Genomic DNA, 24,321 nt, shown 5'->3' on the forward strand with positions numbered 1-24,321 from the left:
CGCAGGGGAAGGGAATCCATAGCGCTGCGCCTGTTCGTGGATCCCCTTCCCGGCCACCGGCCGCCGGGGATCACACGCGGCGAACTCAACCCTATGCCGTCAGGTCGAACCGATAGGCGATCTCCACCACGCTCTGGCCGCGCAGGTCGAATGTCTGTTCAGGTCCCGGCGTGCCGCCGAGCCTTTCGTAGAAGCGGCGGGCCGAATCGTTGTCCTTCAGCACCCACAGTCCGACGGCGCGAAAGCCTTGCTGGTCAAGATGATCGAAGACGCCTTGCATCAGTCTGCGGCCGACGCCCTGCCGCTTGACTTTATCGAGGAGATAGATCGCGAAAATCTCGGCCTCGGCACCCAGATGATCGGCGTTCTCGCCCCGGATCGGCCCGCCACGGGCGAAGCCGACGATCTCGCCGCCAGTTTCGGCGACGAGCGTCTTGGCCTGCGGATCCGGCCGGGCGAAAATGCCCTGCCACATCCGCCTGCGCTCCTCGACCGAAAGGCCGGCGAGCGCCTCTGGACTGAGAAAATCCTTGTAGGATTCGCGCCAGCCCTGGACATGGACCCGGGCGATGCCCTCGACATCCGCCTCGACCGCCTCACGGACGAGGATCGTCACTCGGCGGCTTCCCTGACCTTTTCCCGGAACGGATCGGCCTCGTAGACTCCGAGAATACGCAACTCGCGCGAGAAGAACTCGAGCTCCTCCAGCGCTCGCCGCAGACCCGGATCCTCCGGATGCCCGTCGACCTCGGCATAGAACTGCGTGGCGGTGAAGTCGCCCTCCAGCATGTAGCTTTCGAGCTTGGTCATGTTGACGCCGTTGGTGGCGAAACCGCCGAGCGCCTTGTAGAGCGCTGCCGGCAGGTTGCGGACGCGGAAGACGAAGGAGGTCACGAGAGGCCCCTGCCCGGCCGGCGCCCAATGGGGCGTCTTCGACAGGATGACGAAGCGGGTGGTGTTGTGGGCCTCGTCCTCCACATCCTCGGCCAGGATCTTCAGGCCGTAGATGTCGGCCGCCATGCGCGGCGAGAGGGATGCCCGGGTCGGATCCTTCCACTCCGACACCTCGCGCGCGGAGCCGGCGGTGTCGCCGGCCACGTGGGCTTTGAGCCCGAGCTTGCGGATGATCTTGCGGCACTGGCCGAGCGCATGGACGTGGCTGTAGACGTCCTTGACGGTGCCGAGATTGGCCTCGGGGATGGCCATCAGATGAAAATGGATCGGCAGGAAATGCTCGCCGACGATGTGAAGCCCCGAGGTCGGCAGCAGGTGGTGGATGTCGGCGACGCGGCCCGCGATGGAATTCTCGATCGGGATCATGGCGAGGCCCGCCGGGCCTTCGTTCACGGCGGCGAAGGCGTCCTCGAAGGTCGGACAGGGCAAGACTTCCCAGTCAGGACGCGCCTCAGAGCAGGCCGTGTGCGAATTGGCGCCGAGCTCGCCTTGGAACGAAATGATCTTGCTCATGATGTCCTCCGGGAGGCGATGATCTCGCGCGCCTCCTCCAATTGCTGCGGCGTGTCGACCCCGAAAGGCACGTCGTCGACGACGACCGCGTCGATGCGCATCCCAGCCTCGACGGCCCTGAGCTGTTCCAGGCGCTCCCGGGTTTCCAGGGGCGAGGCCGGAAGCCCGACGAAGCGCTGCAGGGCGGCACGGCGATAGGCGTAGACGCCGATGTGATGGTAGAGCGGTCCGTCGCCGGTCGGGGCGGTCGCCCGCGTGAAGTAGAGGGCACGGAAGCGACCGGGCGACAGTTCGGTCCCCACCATCTTCACGACGTTCGGATTCGCCTTCTCGTCCTCGCGCTCGATCGGATAGACAAGGGTCGCGATGTCGACCGCGGGATCGAGCAGAGGCGCGATGACGGCGGCTATCGCACGGGGGTCGATGGTCGGGAAATCCCCCTGAACGTTGACGACCACGTCATGCCGGCCCTCGGGGTCGAGTTTATCCACAGCCTCGGCAATCCGATCCGAGCCGGAGCCGTGGTCGGAGCGGGTCATGACGGCTTCTCCGCCGACCGCGCGAACGGCCTCGGCGATTTCGGGAGCATCGGTCGCCACTGCAACGGGGCCGATGCCGGCTTCCATCGCCCGGCGCCAGACATGGACGATCATGGGCTCTCCCGCGATCTCGGCCAGGGGCTTGTTGGGCAACCGCGTGGCGGCGAGGCGGGCGGGGATGAGAATGATGGGATCGGACATGAGGCGGTTCATCTCAGAAAACTGCGCGTGCTTACCAAGGCGGACTCCGTTTGTCATTCCCGGGAAGCCGCGCAGCGGAGGGGAAGGGAAGCCATGGCACCGAGCGCGCGAGGCGCCCCTTCCGACTTCGTGCGCCGGGGATGACGATGAACGTCCAGCCTCAACGCCGCGGCGACATCGGATCCGGGACCCTGAGAGGCCCGCAGGCGTTGCAAAGCCGTGCTGCGACCACGAGAACGGCGAAAACTCCAGAAAACCCCATTGTCAAAACCCCTTCTCTACGGCTAAGCAACGCCCCTGTCGCGGGTGCATGCCCGCGGATCCGTTCTGCTGCCTGGTTTCGCCGGTTGTACGAAGGCGAGGAGAGCTTCACTTATGAATATCGAGACCAATAAGATCGCGGGCGCCGTCTTCGCTTCGCTCCTCTTCGTGGTCGGCGTCAACGTTATCGCCGGCGGTATGTTTGCCCCTCACAAGCCCGCCGTCCCAGGTTATGACCTTCCGGCTCCGGAAGAGGCGGCCGCCGGTGGCGCCGCTGCCGCGGCTCCCGCCGAGCCGCTCCCGGTTCTCCTGGCCAGTGCGGATGCGGCAAAGGGCCAGGCCCAGTCGCGCAAATGCGCCTCCTGCCACACCTTCGAAAAGGGCGGGCCGAACAAGGTGGGCCCGAATCTCTACGGCGTCGTCGGCCGCCCGGTCGCCTCGCACGAGGGCTTCAACTACTCGGCAGGCATGAAGGCCCATGGCGGCAACTGGACCTACGAGGCCCTGGACGCCTTCGTCCACAACCCGAAGCAGGCCACTCCCGGCACGATCATGGCCTTCGCCGGCCTTGCCGCGGCCAAGGACCGTGCCGACCTGCTGGCCTATCTGCGGAGCCTCTCCGACAGCCCGGTCGCCTTCCCGGCAGCTCAGTAACATATTCACAACGATCACATTTCGGAAAGCCGGGCCCTCGCGCCCGGCTTTTCTTTTTGGTCTTTCCCGCGTTTCGGGCATTGTCCCTTGCGCTCGCCCCGTTACGCACGAAATCTAACGGGGCAACAGACGCCTCACCCTCGAAGGAGACGCCTTGTGATCCGCACCCTTCTGCCGAGCCTGCTTGCGGCCTGCCTCGCCTTCACGCCCCTCGCAGCCCAGGACGCGCCATGGCGGCACGGTGCAGCCCTCCTCGACGAGCCGAAATACCCGCAGGACTTCCCGCATTTCGATTACGTCAACCCAAGCGCGCCGAAGGGCGGGCTGGTGCGCCTCGGCGCGCTCGGCACCTTCGACAGCTTCAACGTGGTCGTCGCCGGCGTGAAGGGATCCCCCGAACAGGGCCTCGGCCTGATCTACGAGACATTGACCACCTCAGCCCTCGACGAGCCGAACGCCTCATACGGCCTGCTCGCCGAATCCTTCTCGTTTCCGGAGGATTATTCATCGGTCAGCTTCCGCCTGCGCCCGGAAGCGCGCTGGCACGACGGCAAGCCTGTGACCGTGGACGACGTGATCTTCTCGTTCGAGAGCCTGAAGACCAACAGCCCCACCTACGCATTCTATTATGCCAACGTCAGCAAGGCCGAAAAGACCGGCGAGCGCGAGGTGAAGTTCACCTTCGACGAGAAGGGCAACCGCGAGCTGCCGCAGATCATGGGGCAGCTGATGGTGCTGCCGAAGCACTGGTGGGAGGGCACCGCGGCGGACGGACGCAAGCGCGACATCACGCAGACCACCCTCGAACCGCCGCTCGGCTCCGGCCCCTATCGCCTGAAGAATTTCGATGCCGGCCGCAACGCATCCTACGAGCGCGTGAAGGATTATTGGGGCGAGAAAACCAACGTGAATGTCGGTCAGAACAATTTCGACGAGATCCGCTACGAATATTATCGCGATGCGACGGTGCTGCTCGAAGCCTTCAAGGCGGACCGACTCGATTTCCGCACCGAGAACAGCGCCCGCAACTGGGCAACCGGATACGATTTCCCGGCGCGGCAGGAAGGCCGCGTGGTGCTCGAAGAGTTTCCTTTCCGCGCCACCGGCGTGATGCAGGCTTTCGTGCTCAACATGCGGCGCGACAAGTTCAAGGACCAGCGCGTTCGCCGTGCATTCAACCTCGCCTTCCCCTTCGAGGAACTGAACAAGACGATCTTCTACGGCCTCTACGAGCGGCCCTCGAGCTATTTCTTCGGTCTCGACCTCGCCTCGTCCGGACTGCCCGAAGGACGTGAGCTGGCGATCCTCGAATCCGTTCGCGACAAGGTTCCGGCATCGGTCTTCACGACGCCCTACAAGAACCCGGTCAACGATTCGCCCGAGACGATCCGCAACAACCTGCGCGAGGCCGACCGGCTGCTCAAGGAAGCCGGCTGGGAGGTGAAGAACGGCCGCCGCGTCAACGCGAAAGGCGAGGTCCTGACCGCCGAGCTGCTCAGCAGCAGCCCGAACGAGGAGCGTGTGTTCCTGCCCTACAAGGCATCCCTCGACCGCCTCGGCATCGCAACCTCCGTGCGCACCGTCGACGACGTGCAATACACCAACCGCACCCGCGCCTTCGACTTCGACATCGCCACGGGCCTGTGGCCGCAATCGTCATCGCCCGGCAACGAGCAGCGCGAGTTCTGGGGATCGAAGGCCGCCGCGCGCGAGGGCTCGCGCAACCTGTCCGGCATCGCCGATCCGGGCATCGATGCGCTCATCGACAAGGTGATCTACGCCAAGGACCGGGAGGAGCTCGTGGCCGCGACGAAGGCGCTCGACCGCGTGCTCCTGGCCCACGATTACGTGGTGCCGCAATGGACATCGCTGAAGCAGCGCACCGCGCGCTGGAACCGCTACGGCCATCCCGAAACCATGCCGCGCTACGGCGGCGCCGCCTTCCCGACGATCTGGTGGTATGACGAGGCCAAGGCCGCGAAGACCGGAGCGCCGCGATGAGACCTTTCAATCGCCGCACCCTCCTCAAGACCGGAGCGGCGAGCGCCGCTCTCTCCGTTCTGCCACGAACCGGCTTCGCGCAGGAGGGCGAGACCGAAACGCATGGTCTCTCGAGCTTCGGCGAGCTGAAATATCCGCCGGACTTCAAGCATTTCGACTACGTGAATCCGGCAGCTCCCAAGGGCGGCACGCTGGCGATCCAGATCAAGCAGACCCTCGGCAACCAGAATTTCGATACGTTCAACACGCTCCACGTCTTCGTCCTGCGCGGCGACGGCGCCGCCGGCATGACCGGCACGTTCGACACCCTGATGGCCGGCACGGCGGACGAGCCGGATGCGCTCTACGGCCTCGTCGCGAAGAGCGTGCGAATCTCCGACGACAAGCTCACCTACCGCTTCATCTTGCGCCCGGAAGCGCGCTTCCATGACGGATCGCGGCTGACGGCGAGGGATGTCGCGTTCTCGCTGAACATCCTGAAGACCAAGGGCCATCCGAACTTCAGCCAGCTCCTGACCCAGATGGCATCGGCCGAAGCGGAATCCGACGATGTGCTGCGTGTCCAGTTCACACCGCAGCGCAGTCGCGATCTGCATCTCATCATCGCCGGAATGCCGATCTTCTCCGAGCGCTATTGGCAAGGCAAGGATTTCGAAGCCTCGACGCTGGAAGCGCCGCTCGGCTCCGGCGCCTACAAGGTCGGACGCTTCGAGGTCGGGCGCTTCATCGAGTTCGATCGCGTACGGGACTACTGGGCCAAGGATCTGCCGGTGAATGTGGGGCAGAACAATTTCGAGCATCTTCGCTACGAATATTTCCGCGACCGCATCGTCGCCTTCGAAGCCTTCAAGAACGGCACGCTCAACTACAACGAGGAATACACGTCCCGCATCTGGTCGACCGGCTACGACTTCCCGGCCGTGCGAGAAGGCAAGGTGAAGAAGGAAGAGATTTCGAGCGAGGCGCCCGCGACGATCCAGGGCTGGTACTTCAACACGCGCCGCGACACCTTCAAGGATCCGCGCATCCGCGAAGCCATCGGCCTCGCCTTCGACTTCGAATGGACGAACGCGAACATCATGTTCGGCCTGTTCAAGCGGACGACCTCCTATTTCGAGAACAGCGACATGAAGGCGGTGGGCAAGCCCACGGCGGACGAGCTGAAGCTGCTCGAGCCGTTCCGCGGCAAGCTTCCCGCCACCGTCTTCGAGGATCCGGTTCTGCCGCCCATTTCCGACGGCTCGGGCCAGGACAGGCGTCTCCTGCGCCGCGCGGACGAACTCTTGCGCGAGGCCGGCTGCAAGCGCGAGGGCGGCACCTTGAGGCTGCCGAACGGGCAGCCCTTCAAGATCGAGTTCCTGGACTTCCAGCCCTCGCTTCAGCCGCATACGCAGCCGTTCCAGGCCAACCTGAAGCGGCTCGGCATCGACGCCTCCTCGCGCATCGTGGATGCCGCGCAATATCAGCGCCGCATGGACGAGTACGATTTCGACATGGCGAGCCGCAACCTCGTCGGCTCGTCCACTCCTGGCGACGGCCTGCGCATCGTCTACGGTTCGGAATCCGGCAAAAGGCCAGGCTCGCGGAATATCGCCGGAATCGACAGCCCGGCGGTGGACGCCCTCATCGACAAGATCGGCAACGCCAGGTCGCGCCAGGAGCTGAACATCGCCTGCCGCGCCCTGGACCGGGTTCTCCGTTCGGGCCATTATTGGGTTCCCATGTGGTACCGGGCCAGCGAATGGCTGGCCTATTGGGACCAGTTCTCGCGCCCCGCGACCAAGCCCCGCCTTGCCTCTGGCGCACCGGGAACCTGGTGGTACGATGCCGAGAAGGCAAAGCGGATCGGAAGAGGATAAGGCTTGGACACCCCACTGACGACCGGCCGCATCGGCCTTGAATCCGCAGGCGCCTGATGCTGGCCTATATCGCACGCCGCGTGCTTCTCATGATCCCCACCATCCTCGGGATCATGCTCATCTCCTTCGTGCTGGTGCAGTTCGCCCCCGGCGGCCCCGTGGAGCGCATCATCGCGCAGCTGCAGGGGCAGGATTCGGGTGCCTCCTCCCGCATCTCCGGCGGCGGCGGCGATTTCGGCGCGCAGAGTCCGGGCGGAGCAGGTGCGGGCGCAGGTGACACATCCTCCCGCTATCGCGGCGCTCAAGGACTCGATCCGCAATTCATCAAGCAGCTCGAGGTCCAGTTCGGCTTCGACAAGCCGGCCTATGAGCGCTTCCTGAAGATGATCTGGGATTATGCCCGCTTCGACTTCGGCAAGAGCTATTTTCGCGACATCTCCGTGCTGGAGCTCATCAAGGAGAAGCTGCCGGTCTCTGTCAGCCTGGGCCTCTGGATGACGCTGCTCTCCTATGCGATCTCGATCCCGCTCGGCATCAGGAAAGCCGTGCATGACGGGTCCTCCTTCGACATCTGGACCTCGGCCATCGTCATCATCGGCTATGCGATCCCGGGCTTCCTCTTCGCGATCCTCCTGATCGTGCTCTTCGCCGGCGGCTCGTTCTGGCAGATCTTCCCCTTGCGCGGCCTGACCTCGGAAGACTGGGACTTCATGCCCTGGTACTGGCAGATCGTGGATTACTTCTGGCACCTCGTGCTGCCGATCACCGCCATGGCGCTCGGTGCTTTCGCCACCTCGACCCTGCTGACGAAGAACTCCTTCCTCGACGAGATCCGCAAGCAATACGTGCTCACCGCACGCATGAAGGGCCTCTCAGAGCGCCAGGTGCTCTACGGCCATGTGTTCCGCAATGCGATGCTGATCGTGATCGCCGGCTTTCCCGGCGCCTTCATTGGAGCCTTCTTCGCCGGCGCGCTTCTGATCGAGACCATCTTCTCCCTCGACGGGCTCGGCCTGCTCTCCTTCGAATCCATCGTCAACCGCGACTATCCCGTGGTCTTCGCCAACCTCTACATCTTCTCGCTCGTGGGCCTCGCGGTGAACCTGCTCTCGGATCTCACCTATACCTGGATCGATCCGCGGATCGATTTCGAGACCCGGGAGGCGTGAGATGAATTCAGAGCGATCATCCCACTTTCGTCATGCCCGGCCTTGTGCCGGGTATCCACGCCTTCTGGCGCGGCGGTTCGAAGACGTGGATGGCCGGGCTGATCCCCGGATCAAGTCCGGGGACGGCCATGACGACGGTGGGGAGGCGTGAGATGATGAATCCATCACACCTCGATGTCATTCCCGGCCGGAGCGCAGCGAAGGGGAAGGGAATCTCTCTCCCTGCGCAGCACCATGGATCCCCTTCCCTCGCCTTCGGCTCGCCGGGGAAACCCTTCACGTCATGGCCGTCCCCGGACTTGATCCGGGGATCAGCCCGGCCATCCCGATCGGCGATGGCGCCACACCTTATCGGGATCACCGGCACGAGGCCGGTGATGACGGCGGTAGAGCGAGGCGTGCGATGAACGAGACCATTCCCGTCGTCTCGCCGGCTTCATCGCCGGTCGCGCCGCCCCTGCCGAAGGAAGGCTTCATCAAGCTCTCGCCGCTCAACCGACGGCGCTTCGCCAATTTCAAGGCCAACCGGCGCGGCTACTGGTCGTTCTGGATCTTCATGGTCCTGTTCGTCCTGAGCCTGTTCGCGGAACTCATCGCCAACGACAAGCCGATCCTCGCCTCCTACAAGGGAGAGATCCTCTTCCCGGCTTTCGTCGATTACCCGGAAGAGAAGTTCGGCGGCTTCCTGGCGCAGACCGACTACCGCGACCCCGTCATCTCCAAGGAGATCCAGGAGAACGGCTGGTTGCTCTGGGCGCCGGTCCGCTTCTCCTACAACACGCACAATCTCGACCTGCCCGTCCCCGCGCCGGCGCCGCCGACCTGGATGCTCACCGACGCGCAATGCAAGCCGATTGCGGAGCGCACCGGCGGCACGGGCTGCAAGGACATCGAATGGAACTGGCTCGGCACCGACGACCAGGGCCGCGACGTGGTGGCGCGCCTGATCTACGGCTTCCGCATCTCGGTGCTGTTCGGGCTGACGCTTGCCGGCATATCGTCGCTCATCGGCATCCTGGCCGGTGCGGTCCAGGGGTATTATGGCGGCTGGACGGACCTTCTGTTCCAGCGCTTCATCGAGGTCTGGACGGCGATCCCCTCGCTCTATCTGCTCATCATCATCTCGGCGGTGATCACGCCGAGCTTCTTCGTGCTGCTCGGCATCCTGCTGCTGTTCTCGTGGGTTTCCCTTGTGGGCGTGGTGCGTGCGGAGTTCCTGCGCGCGCGAAACTTCGAATATGTTCGTGCGGCCCGCGCGCTCGGCCTGTCTAACTCCACCATCATGTTCAAGCACCTCCTGCCGAACGCCATGGTGGCGACGCTCACCTTCCTGCCCTTCATCATCAACGGCTCGATCACGACGCTCACCTCCCTCGACTTCCTCGGCTTCGGCCTGCCCCCCGGCTCGCCCTCGCTCGGCGAGCTGCTGGCCCAGGGCAAGGCCAATCTCCAGGCGCCGTGGCTCGGCCTTGCCGGCTTCTTCGTGATCGCCATCATGCTCAGCCTCCTCATCTTCGTCGGCGAAGCGGTGCGCGACGCCTTCGACCCGCGGAAGACGTTTCGATGACCGAGCCCCTCCTCTCAGTTCAGGATCTTTCGGTCGCCTTCCGCCAGGGCGCGAACGACATGCTGGCGGTCGACCATGTCTCGTTCGACGTGATGCCGGGCGAGACGGTGGCACTGGTGGGCGAGTCGGGATCGGGCAAATCCGTGACCGCTCTCTCCACGCTCAAGCTCCTGCCCTACCCGTCCGCGCATCACCCTTCCGGCCGCATCCTGTTCAAGGGCAAGGACCTGATCGCCGCCGACGAAGACGAGATGCGGAAAGTCCGCGGCGACGACATCACCATGGTGTTCCAGGAGCCGATGACCTCGCTCAACCCGCTGCACAGCATAGAACGGCAGGTCGGCGAGATCCTGAAGCTGCATCGCGGCCTCTCCGATCGTGAGGCGCGGGCGCGGACGCTGGAGCTTCTCACCCTCGTCGGCATCCGCGACGCGGAATCGCGGCTCGATGCCTATCCGCACCAGCTCTCCGGCGGGCAGCGCCAGCGCGTGATGATCGCCATGGCGCTCGCCAACGAGCCCGATCTCTTCATCGCCGACGAGCCGACCACCGCGCTCGACGTCACCGTGCAGGCGCAGATCCTGAAGCTCCTCGCCGAGTTGAAGAGCAGGCTCAACATGTCGATGCTCTTCATCACCCACGACCTCGGCATCGTCCGCAAGATCGCCGACCGCGTCTGCGTGATGCTCAAAGGCAAGATCGTCGAGCAGGGAACGGTTGCGGAAGTCTTCGGCAATCCGCAGCACCCCTACACGCAACGCCTGCTCGCCGCCGAGCCGAAGGGTCGCGCCAATCCGGTCGCGAAGGATGCGCCGGTCATCGTCGATGCCGGGCCGATCAAGGTGTGGTTTCCGATCAAGCGCGGCTTCTTCCAGAAGACCGTCGGCCATGTGAAGGCGGTCGACGGCGTCTCGGTGCGCGTGCGCCGGGGCGAGACCGTGGGCGTGGTCGGTGAATCCGGTTCCGGCAAGACGACGCTGGGCCTCGCCATCCTGCGTCTCGTGCAGTCGGAAGGCCCCATCGTCTTCCTCGGCAATCGCATCGACGGCATGCGCGGCAAGGAGATCCGCCCGATGCGCAAGGATCTGCAGGTGGTGTTCCAGGACCCCTACGGCTCGCTGTCGCCGCGCATGTCCGTGGCCGAGATCGTCGAGGAGGGCCTGCTCGTGCAGAACAAGGCTCTCTCTTACGCCCAGCGCCGCGACGTGGTTGCCAAGGCGCTGCACGATGTCGGCCTCGACCCCGCCACCATGGACCGCTATCCGCACGAATTCTCCGGCGGCCAGCGCCAGCGCATTGCGATTGCCCGCGCCATGGCTCTGGAGCCGCAATTCATCATGCTCGACGAGCCGACCTCCGCTCTCGACATGTCCGTGCAGGCGCAGATCGTGGAATTGCTGCGCGACCTGCAGAAGCGGCGCGACCTCGCCTACATGTTCATCAGCCACGACCTCAAGGTCGTGCGGGCGCTCGCGAACCATGTTGTGGTGATGCAGAACGGCAGGATCGTCGAGGAAGGATCCGCCGAGAGCATTTTCGCGGCCCCACGCACCGATTACACCAAGGCGCTCTTCGCCGCCGCCTTCAATCTCGAAACGGCGGCGTCGGACGCCGTTCGGGAATAGGCCGGCGTGGATCAGCCGCCCAAACCTGGCTGACAGCCCTGCGATCCTGGCCCATCGCATCTTTGGCCGTATTGCCGTATCAGTCATGATTCTCGTGGTTTGAAGGATCCTTGCCGATGCCTCGCGCTCTTCTCATCGTGCTCGATTCCGTCGGTATCGGCGGAGCCGAGGATGCGGCCGCCTATGGCGATGCAGGCGCCGATACGTTGGGGCATATTGCCGAGGCCTGCGCCGAGGGCCGGGGCGACCGGGCCGGCTTGCGCGAGGGGCTACTGAACCTGCCGCATATGGCGGCGCTCGGCCTCGGCCTCGCCTGCGAGGCCTCGACGGGGCGGATGCCGCCGAATCTAGCGCCGCAGGGCGAATTGAAGGGAACCTGGGGCTACGGCGTCGAGACGTCCAAGGGGAAAGACACGCCTTCCGGCCATTGGGAGATCGCCGGCGTCCCCGTCACCTTCGACTGGGGCTATTTCCCCGACACCGTTCCGGCCTTTCCGGAGGAGCTGACGGCCGCCTTCATCGAGCGCGGCAAGCTTCCCGGCATTCTCGCCGACAAGCACGCCTCCGGCACCACCGTCATCGACGAATACGGCGCCGAGCATATGCGCTCGGGCAAGCCGATCTTCTACACCTCCGTCGACAGCGTGCTGCAGATCGCGGCGCATGAGGAGACCTTCGGACTCGAGCGGCTCTACGACCTCTGCCGCATCGGCCGCGAGCTTTGCGATCCCTACAAGATCGGCCGCGTCATCGCGCGGCCCTTCGTCGGCTCGCCCGAGACCGGCTTCAAGCGCACCGGCAACCGCAAGGATTTCGCCATACCGCCGCCTTCCGATACCATCCTCGACACGCTCGGCAAGGCTGGCCGCGCCGTCGTGACCGTCGGCAAGATCGGCGACATTTTCGCCCATCGCTCGACAGGTCAAGAAATCAAGCCCAACGGCAACGACGCCTGCCTCACCGCGGCCATCGACGCATTGAAGGATCTGCCTGATGGCGGCTTCGTCTTTGCGAACTTGGTCGACTTCGACAGCGAGTTCGGCCACCGCCGCGATATCCCCGGCTACGCCGCCGCGCTCGAGGCCTTCGACCGGCGCATCCCCGAGATCGAGGCAGCTCTCAAGGACGGCGACCTCGTCATCATCACCGCCGATCACGGCAACGACCCTTCGTGGAAGGGCTCCGACCACACCCGCGAGCACGTTCCGATCCTGAGCTTCGGGCCGGACGCAGCGCGGGTCGCCATCGGCCGGCGGGAGAGCTTCGCCGATATCGGCGCGAGCGTGCTGAAGCATTTGGATGTGCGCCTTGGCGGCAAGGGAACTTCGTGGCTTTAGGAACGCCTAAGGCGATGCGGCGCAAGACCCAGCTCAGGGCTCAAGCTTTACAAGCCGTTTGATGGTATTGTGCGAGTGGCATAGACAAGGGCTCCGCAGTCCCCGCTATGGCTGACACGGCAGATACCGCTCACGTCATCATTCGGCCACCGCTTGCCTTGGGGCTCGCGCTTCTTGCCGGGCTTGCGCTCGACTGGCTCATACCTTTGCCTTTCCTGCCATCCGATTTCCCGAAGGGCTTCCTCGGCGCATTGGTGTTCCTCCTCGCGCTGGCGCTGTTCGCCTGGGCCATCGTGACGATGACCAGGGCCGGCTCGAACGTCCCCACCAACCGGCCGACGACCACCATCGTCGAGAGCGGGCCTTACCGCTTCACGCGAAACCCCATCTATCTCGGCATGATCCTGGCACTGATCGGCTTAAGTATTGCGTTCAACGGTCTCTGGCTGCTGGTGATGCTGGTGCCCTTCGCGCTCGTCATCCGCTACGGCGTCGTGGCGCGCGAGGAAGTCTATCTCGAGCGCAAGTTCGGCGATGTCTATTGTAGCTATCGCTCGCGGGTGCGGCGCTGGCTGTAGCAGTGACGGGCCCTCATAACCTTGGCCATGTCGCAGAATATCCCTTTCAGGCCAAGCTGCCGCACCCCTCCCCCGCGCCATTGACGGCCCCGAAACTTTGGATCACTCTCCCATAGATCGTATGGAGGCTCTCCGGCGATCGGTCGAGGAGTCTTCCCGTTTCGCGTGGAAGTCATTCATGAGCTCGCCTAACCGCTCGACCCATATCCGGCTCACCTCCCATCCCGAGCCGAACGCCGGCACCATCAAGCATCCAATCAAATGGGGAGCGAAGGATCCGAAAGAGCGCGGCCCCATCGTCGGCACCGTGACCAACCCGTCCGACCGCAACGTGATCGGCGCACATGGCGGCTCCTATTCGCTGTATCGGGCGCTTGCCATCTCCGCCCGGGCGCTCAACCCGCTGGCCCGTCCGGACCTGCACAACACCCACCCGACCGCCGAGATTGGCCCGCATCCGCAATGGTTCGAGCCGGGAAAGATCGTCTCCCTCGACCCTTGGGGCCACATGGTCGGCGAGGTCTACAAGGACGAGATCGCGGGCGGCCTCGACATCCGCCCCTCGATCGCGGTGACCAAGGCGCGGCTCAACATGCCGGAAATCCTCGCCGCCATGGGGGCGAAGCGGCTCAAGGCCGATGGCGGCTTCCTGCATGACACAGGCGACATCTCGGTGACCAAGATCGCGGTCGATCCCGTCTGGCATCTGCCTGGCATCGCCCAGCGCTTCGGCTGCTCCGAGGGCGAGCTGCGCCGCACCCTGTTCGAGCAGACCGGCGGCATGTTCCCCGAGCTCGTCACCCGTCCCGACATGAGCGTGTTCCTGCCGCCCATCGGCAACACCACAATCTATGTGGTCGGCGAGGTGTCGCGCCTGAGCGATCCCAAGACCCGCATCGCCTGCCGCGTGCACGACGAATGCAACGGTTCCGACGTGTTCGGCTCCGACATCTGCACCTGCCGCCCTTACCTCGTGCACGGCATCGAGGAATGCGTGCGGGAAGCGCAGTCGGGCGGCGTCGGCGTGATCGCCTATAACCGCAAGGAGGGCCGAGCGCTCGGCGAGGTCACGAAGTTCCTGGTCTACAATGCGCGCAAGCGCCAGGAGGGCGGCGACCAGGCCGCCACCTATTTCGAGCGCACCGAATGCGTGGCCGGCGTGCAGGATGCGCGCTTCCAGCAGCTCATGCCCGATGTGCTGCACTGGCTCGGCATCCGCCGCATCGACCGGCTCATGTCCATGTCGAACATGAAATACGACGCCATCACCGGCTCCGGCATCGAGGTGGTGGAGCGCGTGCCGATCCCGGCCGAGCTGGTGCCGCAGGACGCGCAGGTGGAGCTCGAAGCCAAGAAGGCCGCCGGCTATTACACGCCCGACGGCGCGCCGAGCGCCTCCGACCTCAACCAGGTGAAGGGCCGCGATCTCGAGCGCTTCTAGAGCCATGGAATAGCGAAGCGGATGCCGGCCTGCCGTCGGCATCCGCTTCGTTTTTAACCTTTCCGCCAGACGGCTCGCCTTGCGCATGCCGGGCGGGCTCGCCATTGTGCTATCGCATCTCCCTCGAGAGAGCACCGGAGCCCTGCGTGACCGACCAGCCTGACCTATCGCCTGAGACGAAAGCGGCCCTGAGCCTTCTCTCCGCCGCCGCGGTGCGGGAGCGGTCGCATCAGCTCCTGCAGGCAGGCCTCGACGGCCGCCTCAAGCATTTCACGGTCGATCTCGGCCAGCTCGAGCCCTGCGCCGACGAGGTCGTCAAGACGATCCGCCAGGCTTATCCCTCCCTCGACATTCCCTTCCACGCCCGCTGGCGCCATTTCGCCGCCGGCGAGCATGACCGCTGGGATGCGGTGATGCACGGCGCGCCCTGGGAGAATGCGGCCGAGATGGCCCGCTCCGCCTTCGATCTCGCCATCGTCTCGGTGCTGCTCGATGCCGGCGCCGGCGCCCAATGGCGCTACGAGGAGGGCCGCACCGGCGAGACCTATATCCGCTCCGAAGGGCTCGCGGTGGCAAGCTTCGACATGTTCGTGAGCGGCGCGTTCTCCAGCAAACCGGAAGACCCCTTCCGCGTCGATGCCGATGTGCTGATGACCCTGACGGCGCAGGATCTGGCCGAAGGCTTCCAGGTCTCTCCCGACAATCCCCTCGTCGGGCTCGAGGGCCGCGCCGCGCTGCTCAACCGCCTCGGCCGCGTCGTCGCCACGAACCCGGACATTTTTGGCCAGCACGACGATCCCCGCCCCGGCGGCCTCTTCGACGTCATCGCGGAAACGGCCGAGGACGACCGCATCGCGGCGCCTGCGATCCTGAAGGCGCTGCTCACCCATCTCGGGCCCATCTGGCCCGGCCGCATCACGCTCGGCGGTGTCGATCTCGGCGATACCTGGCGTCACCCATTGGTCGAGGCGCCGGATGTCACGAAGGGGCTCATTCCCTTCCACAAGCTGTCGCAATGGCTGTCCTATTCGCTCATCGAGCCACTCGAATGGGCGGGCTTCACCGTCGTCGATGTCGACGGCCTCACTGGCCTACCCGAATACCGCAATGGCGGGCTTTTTCTCGACACCGGCGTGATCGCCCTGAAGGACCCGGCCGATGCGGAGCGCCCGCATGCTGTGGATTCCCAGCTCGTGGTGGAATGGCGCGCCTTGACGGTCGCCCTTCTCGACCGCATTGCCGAACCGATCCGCGCGAAGCTAGGATTTGCCGCGGAGGACTTTCCCCTGGCCAAGGCGCTCGAAGGCGGCACTTGGGCGACGGGGCGCAGGCTCGCGAAGGAGAAGCGCGGCGACGGCTCGCCGCCTCTCAGCGTGATCAGCGACGGGACGGTTTTTTAGTTGAAGCAGCAGACGACGATCAAAGAGGAAAAAAACATGCAGGGCGTCACCGTGGTCGATCATCCGCTGGTTCAGCACAAGCTGACCCTGATGCGGGACAAGGAACGCTCGACGAAGGGCTTCCGCCAGCTCCTCAACGAGATCGGCATGCTGCTCTGCTACGAAGTCACCCGCAACCTGCCCATGGAGCGCATTAAGATCGAGACGCCGCTCACCACCATGGAAGGCGCGCAGATCGCCGGCAAGAAGCTCGTTTTCGCGCCGATCCTGCGCGCGGGCGTTGGCTTCCTCGACGGCATGCTGACCCTCGTTCCGGCCGCCCGCGTCGCGCATATCGGCCTTTACCGCGATCCTGAATCGCTCCAGGCGGTCGAATACTACTTCAAGGCCCCGTCCGATCTCGCCGACCGCATGGTGCTGGTGCTCGATCCGATGCTCGCGACCGCGAACTCTGCCGTTGCGGCCATCGACCGGCTGAAGGAGCGCGGTGCCAAGGACCTGCGCTTCGTCTGCCTGCTCGCCGCGCCCGAGGGCATCGAGAAGCTGCGCGGCGCGCATCCCGACGTTCACATCTGGACCGCCTCCATCGATGAGCGTCTCAACGATCACGGCTATATCGTGCCGGGCCTCGGCGATGCCGGCGACCGCATGTACGGCACGCGCTAATTAAGGATTGTCAGCCTTGCGCTTCATCGTCGCCGATTGGGGAACGACCCGCTTCCGCGGTTACCTGCTAGAGAACGAAACCGTTCTCGATCAGGTCTCGTCGAACGAAGGCGTGTCGGCCCTGCAGAAGGGCCAGCACTGCGATGTTTTTCTCAAACATTGCGGCCACTGGCTCAAAGCCGAGCCCGACGCGCCGGTGCTGCTCGTCGGCATGGTGGGAAGCCGGGAGGGCTGGGTCGAGGCACCCTATGCCACCTGCCCCGCAGGACCTGCGGAGATCGCGAAAGCCCTCGTACCGGTGGATCTGGAGAACGGCCGCAAGGGCTACATCATCCCCGGCCTGTTCTGCGAGCCTGCTCCCGGTGCCGCCGACGTCATGCGCGGCGAGGAGACGCTGGTGCTCGGCACCGGGATCGAGAACGGCCTGATCTGCGCCGCCGGCACGCATCCCAAATGGATCGAGATAAAGGACGGGCGCATCGCGCGCTTTGCCACCTACATGACTGGCGAGATGTACGCGCTGCTGCGCGAGCATTCCATGATCGGCCGCCCGGCGACGACGCCGGAGGATTCGAAGGGTTTCGATCTCGGGCTTGATGCTGCCAAGCGCAACAGCGGCAATGGGCGCGTCGGCCTGCTGCATCTCCTGTTCAGCGCCCGCGCTTCCGTAGTCTCAGGGAAAATGAACAGCAATCTGCTGGCGCCCTACCTCTCCGGCTTGCTCACCGGCGACGAGATCAACGGAGCGCTTGCCCAGTTCGGGCGCCCGTCCTCCGTGACCATCCTGGCCGAGCAGGGCCGCGCGGATCTCTACCTTCACGCGCTCAAGCGTCATGGCATCGAGGCCGAGTTCAAGGAGCCGCAGCAGGCCCTGATCGCAGGGCTTGCACGGATCGTGCGCCAGCACGCGCTGGGGTGAGATAAGGCGTCATGCACCCACCACGTCACGGCCGGCCTTGTGCCGGCCATCCCGATCCTGTGATGCTCAGCGCTTCATGCAATCGGGATCACCGGCACGAGGCCGGTGATGACATCGAAAGAGTTACGAAGCGCAGCGCTTTGACTTTACCACCCCACCCCCGCCCCTCTCCCCACAAGGGGGAGGGATGCGCGCCGTCCGGGATGACACACGCTTCCTCACCCCTTAAAACCGACCCCAACATTCGCCCTTGAACGTTAAGGCCAAGCCCATGCCCCATCCCCTCCTCGCCCCCGCGACCGACACGTCGACGCCCATCTGGCTCGTGACCGACAAGACATGGTCCGACATCGCCGGCGGCCTGCCGCCGGTCGCTCAGGGCTTCGCGAAGGCGCAGGGGTTCGAGGGCAAGGCCGGGAGCCATTGCCTGCTGCCGGATGCGGATGGGAACCTCTTCGGCGTCGCCTTCGGCATCAACGGCGCCGAGGCCAAGCGCAGCGACCCGTTCCTCGTCGGCAAGCTCCCCACCCTGCTGCCCGAGGGCAACTATCGCTTCGAAACCGAAGCGCCGGATCCGACGCTCGCCGCTCTCGCCTGGATCCTGGGAAGCTACAGCTTCAGCCGCTACCGCAAGCGCAGCGAGAAATCCGTCCGCCTCGTGACGCCGAAGGGCGTCGATGCGGAAGAGGTCTCGCATATCGCCAGTGCGGTCATCGCGAGCCGCGATCTCGTCAACACGCCGACGAGCGATCTCGGCCCCGACGGCATCGAAGCGGCGGCCCGCGAACTGGCAGAGCGGCATGGCGCGTCCTTCACGAGCATCGTCGGCGATGATCTGCTGAAGCAGAATTTTCCCATGATCCACGCGGTCGGCCGCGCTTCCGCCACGCCGCCGCGCCTGATCGATTTCACCTGGGGCAAGGCGGATGCGCCGCGCGTCACCCTCGTCGGCAAGGGCGTCGCCTTCGATACCGGCGGCCTCGACATCAAGCCGGCCGCTTCCATGCTGATGATGCGCAAGGACATGGGCGGCGCGGCGGCGACCCTCGCGCTCGCCTCCATGATCATGGACGCCAAGCTGCCGGTGCGCCTGCGCGTGCTCATTCCGGCCGTCGAGAATTCCATCTCCAGCAACGCCTTCCGCCCCGGCGACATTCTCGCCAGCCGCAAGGGCATCTCGGTCGAGATCGGCAACACGGATGCGGAGGGCCGCCTCATCCTCGGCGATGCGCTTGCGCTCGCCGACGAGGAGAGCCCGGACCTCATCGTCGATTTCGCCACCCTCACGGGGGCTGCCCGCGTGGCGCTCGGCCCCGAGCTGCCGCCCTTCTACACCGATGACGATGCGCTCGCCGCCGACATCGCCCGCCACGGTCTGGCCGAGAACGACCCCGTCTGGCGCATGCCGCTCTGGTATCCCTACCAGAGCCAGCTCGACTCGAAATTCGCCGACATGAACAACACCGGCGGGCCCATGGCCGGCTCCGTCACCGCCGCCCTGTTCCTGCGCCGCTTCGTTGAGGCGGCCAAGGCCCATGTGCATTTCGACATCTTTGCCTGGAACAGCGCGACCAAGCCTGCCCGTCCGGAAGGCGGCGAGGTCCAGGCGGCCCGCCTGATGTATGCCCTCCTGAAGGAGCGCTACGGTTCTTAAAGCATAGCAGCAGATAGGCTTTGGCAACGTTATTATTCAACGAATGGTAGCTGGCGGGCCAGCTGCGGAAATGGTAGGAGGAACGATCATTGCCCGTGCAGGGAGCTGACCCGATGAGTTTCGACCGCCGTCTCACGCCCGTCCGGGCGGACCTCGCCGATGAGCGTCTGCGCGGGCTTGTCGAGGCGGAGCACTTCACGACGGGCACCCTCAAGCGCATCGTCGTCCCCTTCGCCTCCCTCCACCGCCACCCCTCTCGCGAAGCGCCGGTCGACAGCCAGGTGATCTTCGGTGAGGGCGTGACCGTCTATGACGAGCACGAAGGCTGGGCCTGGGTGCAGGTCCGGGATGACGGCTATGTGGGCTACCTGCCGACCGAGGCTTTCGGTGAGGCCGATTTCGAGCCGACGCACCGGGTTCGCGCCGTCCGCACCTTCGTCTATCCGGGCCCGAACCTGAAGCTGCCGTCCCGGGACTATCTGCCTCAGAATGCCAAAGTGACCGTCATGGCGACCGAGGGCGACTATGCCAAGCTCGCCACCGGCGGCTGGGTCTACGCCCCGCACTTGGCCAGGCTCGACGCCTACGAGACCGACTACGTCACTGTGGCCGAGCGCTTCCTGCACACGCCCTATCTCTGGGGCGGCAAGACCAGCCTCGGCCTCGACTGCTCGGGACTGGTGCAGACCGCGCTGAAGGCAGCCGGCATCACGGCGCCGCGCGACAGCGACATGCAGGAGCGCGCGCTGGGAACGCCCGTCGAGGTAAAGCCCGATCTGAGCGGCCTCAAGCGCGGGGACATCGTGTTCTGGAAGGGCCATGTCGGCCTGATGGTGGACGAGGCGAACTTCCTCCACGCCACGGGCTACGGCATGGCCGTCATCGTCGAGCCCCTGGCGGTCGCCGAAGAGCGTATCCGCACGACGAGCTACGGGCCGATCACCGCGATCAAGCGGCTGGGCTGAAGCCTGTCCCACCACGTCATGGCCGGGCTTGTCCCGGCCATCCCGATTGGAAAAGCGCTGCGTTTCGCTCATCGGGATCACCAGCACAAGGCCGGTGATGACGTCGAGAGAAATGCCTCGTCCGTTTAGCGATCCCGGATCTCGCTTTGCTCGTCCGGGATGACGTGCTTCCCTCAATATCCCCTCACCCGATCCACCACGTTCTCGAACGCCTCCCCCGCCTCGTACCGGCGGATCTGCTGCGAGATGTAGCGGGCGGTCGCTTCCGGCTCGCTCGTCGCCGAGTTGTGCGGCGTGACCGTGACGCGCGGATGCGTCCAGAGCGGTGAATCCTTCGGCAGCGGCTCGGTCTCGAACACGTCGAGGGTCGCCGCCTGCAGGATGCCGTCGTCGAGGCAGGACAGGATGTCCGACTCCACCTGCAGCTTGCCGCGCCCCGCATTGATCAGGATCGGCCCGCCGAGCGCGCCGCCGCGGGCGAGCCTTTCGAACAGGGAGCGGTTGAGGATCCCTTTCGTGTCCGGCGTGAGCGGCATGAGAGCGATGAGGATGTCAGTGCGGTTGAGGAACGGCGTCAGACCTTCCTCGCCGGCAAAGACTTGGAATCCATCGACGGATTTCGGCGTGCGGCTCCAGCCGGCGACATCGAATCCCATCGTCTTCAGCTTGCGGGCGGAATCCTGTCCCAGCACGCCGAAACCCATGATGCCGATGCGCACATCGCCTGCGATGGGTGGCGCACGGTCGGGCCGCCAGCGCTTCGCCGTCTGGTCCTCGTCGAAGCGGCGCTGGTCGCGCAGGTGCATGAGGCAATGCAGCACCATGTATTCGCTCATGCGATGGGTGAGATCGTCCTGCGCCACGCGCACGATCGGCACATCCGGCAGATCGGGATAGCCCATCAGGTGATCGACGCCGGCGCCGAGCGAGAAGAGCGCTTCGAGATTGGGCAGGCCGGAGAGGCTTCCCGGTTTCGGCCCCCAGGTCGCCACGTAACGGACGGCCGCCTTGTCGAAACTTTCGCCCAGCACGACGATGTCACGGTCAGGCAGATGGCGCCGGAAGCGCTCGACCCAGGGCTGCGTCTCCCAGGTGACGGCAACGAGAAGGCTCATGCTGTTGCCTCGATCCGTTCGAGGACGCTGGGCGCGGATGCGGCCGGCGCATCGCCGATGCGATAGGATTCGCGCAATGTATGCGCCGCCGCCTCGGCCGCCTGCTCGCTGCGCGCATGCACGATGGCGAGCGGGCGCGAAGCATCGATCGTGTCGCCGACGGAGGCGAGCTTTGTCAGACCGACCGCGTGATCGATGGGATCCTCCGCGCGCGTGCGGCCGCCGCCGAGCGCGACCACCGCGACGCCGACCTGACGCGTGGCGATGCTCTGCACGATGCCGGAGCGCTCGGCATAGACCGGGCGGACAATGGGAGCACTCGGCAGATACTTTTCATAGTTCGCGACGAAATCGGCGGGACCGCCGAGCGCCGTCACCATGTGCTGGAAAACCTCCGCAGCCTTGCCGGAGGATATCGCGTGCTCGATCTTCGCCCGCGCTTCTTCGATGGTGGCGGCGAGCTTACCGAGCAGGAGCATCTCGGCGGAGAGCTCCACCGTCACTTCGTGGAAGCGCCTCTCGCGATGGCGGCCCGTGAGGTAGTCCACCGCATAGGCCATCTCGACCGCATTGCCTGCGGCGGAAGCGAGCGGTTCGTCCATGTTGGTGAGAACCGCAGCCGTCGGAAGGCCGGCACCATTGGCGACGAGCACCAGGCTCTCGGCGAGTTTGCGCGCGTCGTCCGCGTTGTCCATGAAGGCGCCGGAGCCGAACTTCACGTCCATCACGAGACCGTCGAGGCCGGCGGCGAGCTTCTTCGACAGGATCGACGCGGTGATGAGATCGATCGATTCCACCGTCGCCGTCACGTCGCGGATCGCATAGAGGCGCTTGTCGGCGGGCGCGAGATCGGAAGTCTGACCGATGATGGCGCAGCCCACCTCCCGCGTCACGCGGCGGAAGGTTTCGATGTCCGGCTGCGTGACGTAACCTGGAATGGAATCGAACTTGTCGAGGGTGCCGCCGGTATGACCGAGGCCGCGACCGGAGATCATCGGCACATAGCCGCCGCAAGCCGCCACCGCGGGCCCGAGCGGAAGGCTCACCGTATCGCCGACGCCGCCGGTCGAATGCTTGTCGAGCACAGGGCCCGGCAGGTCCCACTTCAGCACAGTGCCTGAATTCACCATGGCGCGCGTCAGCGCCACGCGCTCCGGAATCGAGAGCCCCTGAAAGAAGATCGCCATGGCGAAAGAGGCCGCCTGGCCTTCCGTGACATGGCCTGCGGTCAATCCTTCGATGAAGTGCTCGATATGCTCCGGATCGAGCGTGCCGCCGTCACGCTTGTGACGGATGATTTCCTGCGGAAGACGGACCATGTCAGTAAGTCCCGGTAGCGGCTGCGCCGGTCTTGCCTTCGATGGCAGCGATCAGCGTGTCGTAGACGCTGCTCGCGCCGATGCGGAAGGTCTTCGGCGTGGCCCAGCCCTGCCCCATGATGCGGTCGGCGAGATCGAGATAGGTCTTCGCGTCCTCGACCGTGCGAATGCCGCCCGAGGGCTTCAATCCGATAGGCCTGCCCGACGCTTTGATGGCGTTGAGCATGATCTCGGCCGCTTCCGGCGTCGCGGAAAGCGACGTCTTGCCGGTGGAGGTCTTGATGAAATCCGCACCCGCTTCGATGGCGATGCGGCTCGCCGCCTCGATGAGCTTCGGATCCTGCAACTCGCCGGTTTCGAGAATGACCTTGAGCAGACGATCCCCGTCGACGAGATCGCGCACGGCTTCCACCATCTCGGTGGCGACCGCGATATCGCCACGGCGCAGAGCCTTGTAGGGCAGGACGAGATCGATCTCGTTGGCGCCGTCGGAGAGCGCCTCCTGCGTATCGTCGACGACGCGGCTCACATCCTCGCCGCCGGCGGGGAAGTTCACGACCGTCGCGATGCGCACGGGCGAGCCCTTGAGGTTCGCCTGCGCCCGCTTCACGAATTGCGGCCACACGCACACGGCAGCGACCGGCCCGCGCGGATCGAGCGCTTTCTTGCAAAGCGCGTCGATGGCCTGATCGGTGCAGGTATCCGTCAGATCCGTGAGATCGAGACTGCGTAGCGCGCGCGTCGCGTTTTGCACATCAGACATGGGAGAGCTCCGCAACGAAGGACCGGATGAGCTTCTTGAATTTTTCCGAGGCTTCCGCCGCCGTGTCCTTGGTCTCCTGGTGCGAGGGCGAGGCGCCCTCGATGCCGGCGGCAAGGTTGGTGACGACGGAAATCGCGGCGACCTTGAGGCCGTAATAGCGCGCGAGGATCACCTCCGGCACGGTCGACATGCCGACGAGATCGCCGCCCAAAACCTGCACCATCCTGATCTCCGCCGGCGTCTCGAAGCTCGGGCCCGAGAGCCAGGCATAGACGCCTTCCGGCAACGCGATGCCGCTTTTCTTTGCAGCCTGTTGCAGCACCTGCCGAAGACCCGGATCGTAGGCATCCGTCATCGAAACGAACCGGCCTTCGGTATGATCGCGCAGCAGCGGGTTGGCGCCCGAGAGGTTGAGATGGTCGCTGATCGCGACAAGACTGCCGGGGCGAATCTTCGCACTCACCGAACCGGCCGCATTGGTGGCGACGAAGACCGGGACACCGAGGGCCTGCACGAAGGCCACCGGCAGGCGCATCGCGCCGGCATCGCCGGTCTCATAGTAATGCGCGCGCCCCTGGAACAGCAGAACACGCTTGCCCTCCAGCGTGCCGGCGACAAGCTTGCCCGCATGGCCGGAGACGCCGCTCTTCGGAAAATGCGGGATATCGGCGTAAGCGAGGCTCACCGCATCGCTCACCTCGTCGACGAGGGTGCCGAGCCCCGTGCCGAGCACGAACGCCGCATCGAAATGGCCGTCGAAGCCGCGGCTTCGCACGAACTCGGCCGCTTCCTGAATCATCTGTTGCATCGTCATCGTTTCA

The 24,321-nt window shown here is 65.2% G+C and carries 21 protein-coding genes; 14 read left to right on the plus strand and 7 right to left on the minus strand.

Features of this window, described 5'->3' with window-relative positions; translation table 11 throughout:
• Positions 1-91: 91 nt before the first annotated feature.
• From JKL46_RS11705 to JKL46_RS11715, 3 genes are read right to left on the minus strand one after another with little or no spacing between them, the layout of a single operon-like run.
• The gene (locus JKL46_RS11705) at positions 92-616 is read right to left on the minus strand and encodes a GNAT family N-acetyltransferase (RefSeq protein WP_201832970.1); all 525 of its coding nucleotides are present in this window, start codon (positions 614-616) and stop codon (positions 92-94) included.
• Entirely contained in the window at positions 613-1,467 is an 855-nt protein-coding gene (locus tag JKL46_RS11710; protein WP_210381333.1) for a prephenate dehydratase, read from the minus strand. Before JKL46_RS11710 ends, JKL46_RS11705 begins: the two co-directional genes overlap by 4 nt.
• Positions 1,464-2,207: a 3-deoxy-manno-octulosonate cytidylyltransferase gene (locus tag JKL46_RS11715; protein WP_201832972.1), complete on the minus strand. Its 744-nt coding sequence runs from the start codon at positions 2,205-2,207 to the stop codon at positions 1,464-1,466. Before JKL46_RS11715 ends, JKL46_RS11710 begins: the two co-directional genes overlap by 4 nt.
• A 375-nt stretch (positions 2,208-2,582) precedes the next feature.
• Here JKL46_RS11715 and JKL46_RS11720 point away from each other — a divergent pair, with 375 nt between their 5' ends.
• The 14 genes from JKL46_RS11720 (at position 2,583) to JKL46_RS11785 (ending at position 20,303) form a co-directional block, all read left to right on the plus strand.
• A complete protein-coding gene (locus tag JKL46_RS11720) occupies positions 2,583-3,122 on the plus strand; it encodes a c-type cytochrome (protein ID WP_201832974.1) in 540 nt (179 codons plus the stop codon).
• A gap of 156 nt (positions 3,123-3,278) precedes the next feature.
• The gene (locus tag JKL46_RS11725; protein ID WP_201832976.1) at positions 3,279-5,123 is read left to right on the plus strand and encodes an ABC transporter substrate-binding protein; all 1,845 of its coding nucleotides are present in this window, start codon (positions 3,279-3,281) and stop codon (positions 5,121-5,123) included.
• Positions 5,120-6,982: an extracellular solute-binding protein gene (locus tag JKL46_RS11730; RefSeq protein ID WP_201832978.1), complete on the plus strand. Its 1,863-nt coding sequence runs from the start codon at positions 5,120-5,122 to the stop codon at positions 6,980-6,982. The genes JKL46_RS11725 and JKL46_RS11730 overlap by 4 nt, the downstream gene beginning before the upstream one ends.
• A gap of 56 nt (positions 6,983-7,038) precedes the next feature.
• A complete protein-coding gene (locus tag JKL46_RS11735; RefSeq protein ID WP_201832980.1) occupies positions 7,039-8,151 on the plus strand; it encodes a microcin C ABC transporter permease YejB in 1,113 nt (370 codons plus the stop codon).
• Positions 8,152-8,554: 403 nt separating this feature from the next.
• Positions 8,555-9,718: an ABC transporter permease gene (locus JKL46_RS11740; RefSeq protein WP_201833094.1), complete on the plus strand. Its 1,164-nt coding sequence runs from the start codon at positions 8,555-8,557 to the stop codon at positions 9,716-9,718.
• The gene (locus tag JKL46_RS11745) at positions 9,715-11,343 is read left to right on the plus strand and encodes an ABC transporter ATP-binding protein (protein ID WP_201832982.1); all 1,629 of its coding nucleotides are present in this window, start codon (positions 9,715-9,717) and stop codon (positions 11,341-11,343) included. The genes JKL46_RS11740 and JKL46_RS11745 overlap by 4 nt, the downstream gene beginning before the upstream one ends.
• Positions 11,344-11,459: 116 nt before the next feature.
• Positions 11,460-12,680, plus strand: a complete 1,221-nt coding sequence (locus JKL46_RS11750; protein WP_201832985.1) for a phosphopentomutase — start codon at positions 11,460-11,462, stop codon at positions 12,678-12,680.
• A gap of 107 nt (positions 12,681-12,787) precedes the next feature.
• Positions 12,788-13,258, plus strand: a complete 471-nt coding sequence (locus JKL46_RS11755; RefSeq protein WP_201832986.1) for a methyltransferase family protein — start codon at positions 12,788-12,790, stop codon at positions 13,256-13,258.
• A gap of 178 nt (positions 13,259-13,436) precedes the next feature.
• Positions 13,437-14,699: a GTP cyclohydrolase II gene (locus tag JKL46_RS11760; RefSeq protein WP_201832989.1), complete on the plus strand. Its 1,263-nt coding sequence runs from the start codon at positions 13,437-13,439 to the stop codon at positions 14,697-14,699.
• A 146-nt stretch (positions 14,700-14,845) separates the two neighbouring features.
• Positions 14,846-16,099 (plus strand): DUF1688 family protein, encoded by a 1,254-nt coding sequence (locus JKL46_RS11765; RefSeq protein WP_201832991.1) that lies wholly within the window; start codon positions 14,846-14,848, stop codon positions 16,097-16,099.
• A 36-nt stretch (positions 16,100-16,135) separates the two neighbouring features.
• A complete protein-coding gene (gene upp, locus JKL46_RS11770) occupies positions 16,136-16,765 on the plus strand; it encodes a uracil phosphoribosyltransferase (protein ID WP_201832993.1) in 630 nt (209 codons plus the stop codon).
• 16 nt (positions 16,766-16,781) lie between these two features.
• Positions 16,782-17,684 carry a 2-dehydro-3-deoxygalactonokinase gene (locus JKL46_RS11775; protein ID WP_201832996.1) on the plus strand — a complete coding sequence of 301 codons (903 nt, stop codon included), beginning with the start codon at positions 16,782-16,784 and terminating at the stop codon, positions 17,682-17,684.
• A 271-nt stretch (positions 17,685-17,955) separates the two neighbouring features.
• Positions 17,956-19,338, plus strand: a complete 1,383-nt coding sequence (locus tag JKL46_RS11780; RefSeq protein WP_201832998.1) for a leucyl aminopeptidase family protein — start codon at positions 17,956-17,958, stop codon at positions 19,336-19,338.
• A gap of 113 nt (positions 19,339-19,451) precedes the next feature.
• Positions 19,452-20,303: a C40 family peptidase gene (locus tag JKL46_RS11785; RefSeq protein ID WP_201833000.1), complete on the plus strand. Its 852-nt coding sequence runs from the start codon at positions 19,452-19,454 to the stop codon at positions 20,301-20,303.
• A 173-nt stretch (positions 20,304-20,476) separates the two neighbouring features.
• Here JKL46_RS11785 and JKL46_RS11790 read toward each other — a convergent pair whose 3' ends face one another.
• From JKL46_RS11790 to JKL46_RS11805, 4 genes are read right to left on the minus strand one after another with little or no spacing between them, the layout of a single operon-like run.
• Positions 20,477-21,418, minus strand: a complete 942-nt coding sequence (locus JKL46_RS11790; RefSeq protein WP_201833003.1) for a 2-hydroxyacid dehydrogenase — start codon at positions 21,416-21,418, stop codon at positions 20,477-20,479.
• Positions 21,415-22,737, minus strand: coding sequence for a thymidine phosphorylase (deoA, locus tag JKL46_RS11795; RefSeq protein ID WP_201833005.1), 1,323 nt, complete (start codon positions 22,735-22,737; stop codon positions 21,415-21,417). The genes JKL46_RS11790 and deoA overlap by 4 nt, the downstream gene beginning before the upstream one ends.
• Before the next feature lies 1 nt (position 22,738).
• The gene (gene deoC / locus JKL46_RS11800; RefSeq protein ID WP_201833007.1) at positions 22,739-23,500 is read right to left on the minus strand and encodes a deoxyribose-phosphate aldolase; all 762 of its coding nucleotides are present in this window, start codon (positions 23,498-23,500) and stop codon (positions 22,739-22,741) included.
• Positions 23,493-24,314 (minus strand): purine-nucleoside phosphorylase, encoded by an 822-nt coding sequence (locus JKL46_RS11805; RefSeq protein ID WP_201833009.1) that lies wholly within the window; start codon positions 24,312-24,314, stop codon positions 23,493-23,495. Before JKL46_RS11805 ends, deoC begins: the two co-directional genes overlap by 8 nt.
• Positions 24,315-24,321: the final 7 nt, after the last annotated feature.

This window comes from Microvirga zambiensis WSM3693, assembly GCF_016735695.1.
GTDB classification, from domain to species: domain Bacteria; phylum Pseudomonadota; class Alphaproteobacteria; order Rhizobiales; family Beijerinckiaceae; genus Microvirga; species Microvirga zambiensis.

Bases quoted from the DNA above. Each gene is read 5' to 3' on its own strand.
- JKL46_RS11755 (WP_201832986.1), top strand. From the start codon at position 12,788: ATGGCTGACACGGCAGATACCGCTCACGTCATCATTCGGCCACCGCTT.
- JKL46_RS11805 (WP_201833009.1), bottom strand. From the start codon at position 24,314: ATGACGATGCAACAGATGATTCAGGAAGCGGCCGAGTTCGTGCGAAGC.
- JKL46_RS11715 (WP_201832972.1), bottom strand. From the start codon at position 2,207: ATGTCCGATCCCATCATTCTCATCCCCGCCCGCCTCGCCGCCACGCGG.
- JKL46_RS11750 (WP_201832985.1), top strand. From the start codon at position 11,460: ATGCCTCGCGCTCTTCTCATCGTGCTCGATTCCGTCGGTATCGGCGGA.
- JKL46_RS11710 (WP_210381333.1), bottom strand. From the start codon at position 1,467: ATGAGCAAGATCATTTCGTTCCAAGGCGAGCTCGGCGCCAATTCGCAC.
- JKL46_RS11735 (WP_201832980.1), top strand. From the start codon at position 7,039: ATGCTGGCCTATATCGCACGCCGCGTGCTTCTCATGATCCCCACCATC.
- JKL46_RS11790 (WP_201833003.1), bottom strand. From the start codon at position 21,418: ATGAGCCTTCTCGTTGCCGTCACCTGGGAGACGCAGCCCTGGGTCGAG.
- JKL46_RS11780 (WP_201832998.1), top strand. From the start codon at position 17,956: ATGCCCCATCCCCTCCTCGCCCCCGCGACCGACACGTCGACGCCCATC.
- JKL46_RS11785 (WP_201833000.1), top strand. From the start codon at position 19,452: ATGAGTTTCGACCGCCGTCTCACGCCCGTCCGGGCGGACCTCGCCGAT.
- deoA (WP_201833005.1), bottom strand. From the start codon at position 22,737: ATGGTCCGTCTTCCGCAGGAAATCATCCGTCACAAGCGTGACGGCGGC.
- JKL46_RS11720 (WP_201832974.1), top strand. From the start codon at position 2,583: ATGAATATCGAGACCAATAAGATCGCGGGCGCCGTCTTCGCTTCGCTC.
- deoC (WP_201833007.1), bottom strand. From the start codon at position 23,500: ATGTCTGATGTGCAAAACGCGACGCGCGCGCTACGCAGTCTCGATCTC.
- JKL46_RS11740 (WP_201833094.1), top strand. From the start codon at position 8,555: ATGAACGAGACCATTCCCGTCGTCTCGCCGGCTTCATCGCCGGTCGCG.
- upp (WP_201832993.1), top strand. From the start codon at position 16,136: ATGCAGGGCGTCACCGTGGTCGATCATCCGCTGGTTCAGCACAAGCTG.
- JKL46_RS11745 (WP_201832982.1), top strand. From the start codon at position 9,715: ATGACCGAGCCCCTCCTCTCAGTTCAGGATCTTTCGGTCGCCTTCCGC.
- JKL46_RS11760 (WP_201832989.1), top strand. From the start codon at position 13,437: ATGAGCTCGCCTAACCGCTCGACCCATATCCGGCTCACCTCCCATCCC.
- JKL46_RS11730 (WP_201832978.1), top strand. From the start codon at position 5,120: ATGAGACCTTTCAATCGCCGCACCCTCCTCAAGACCGGAGCGGCGAGC.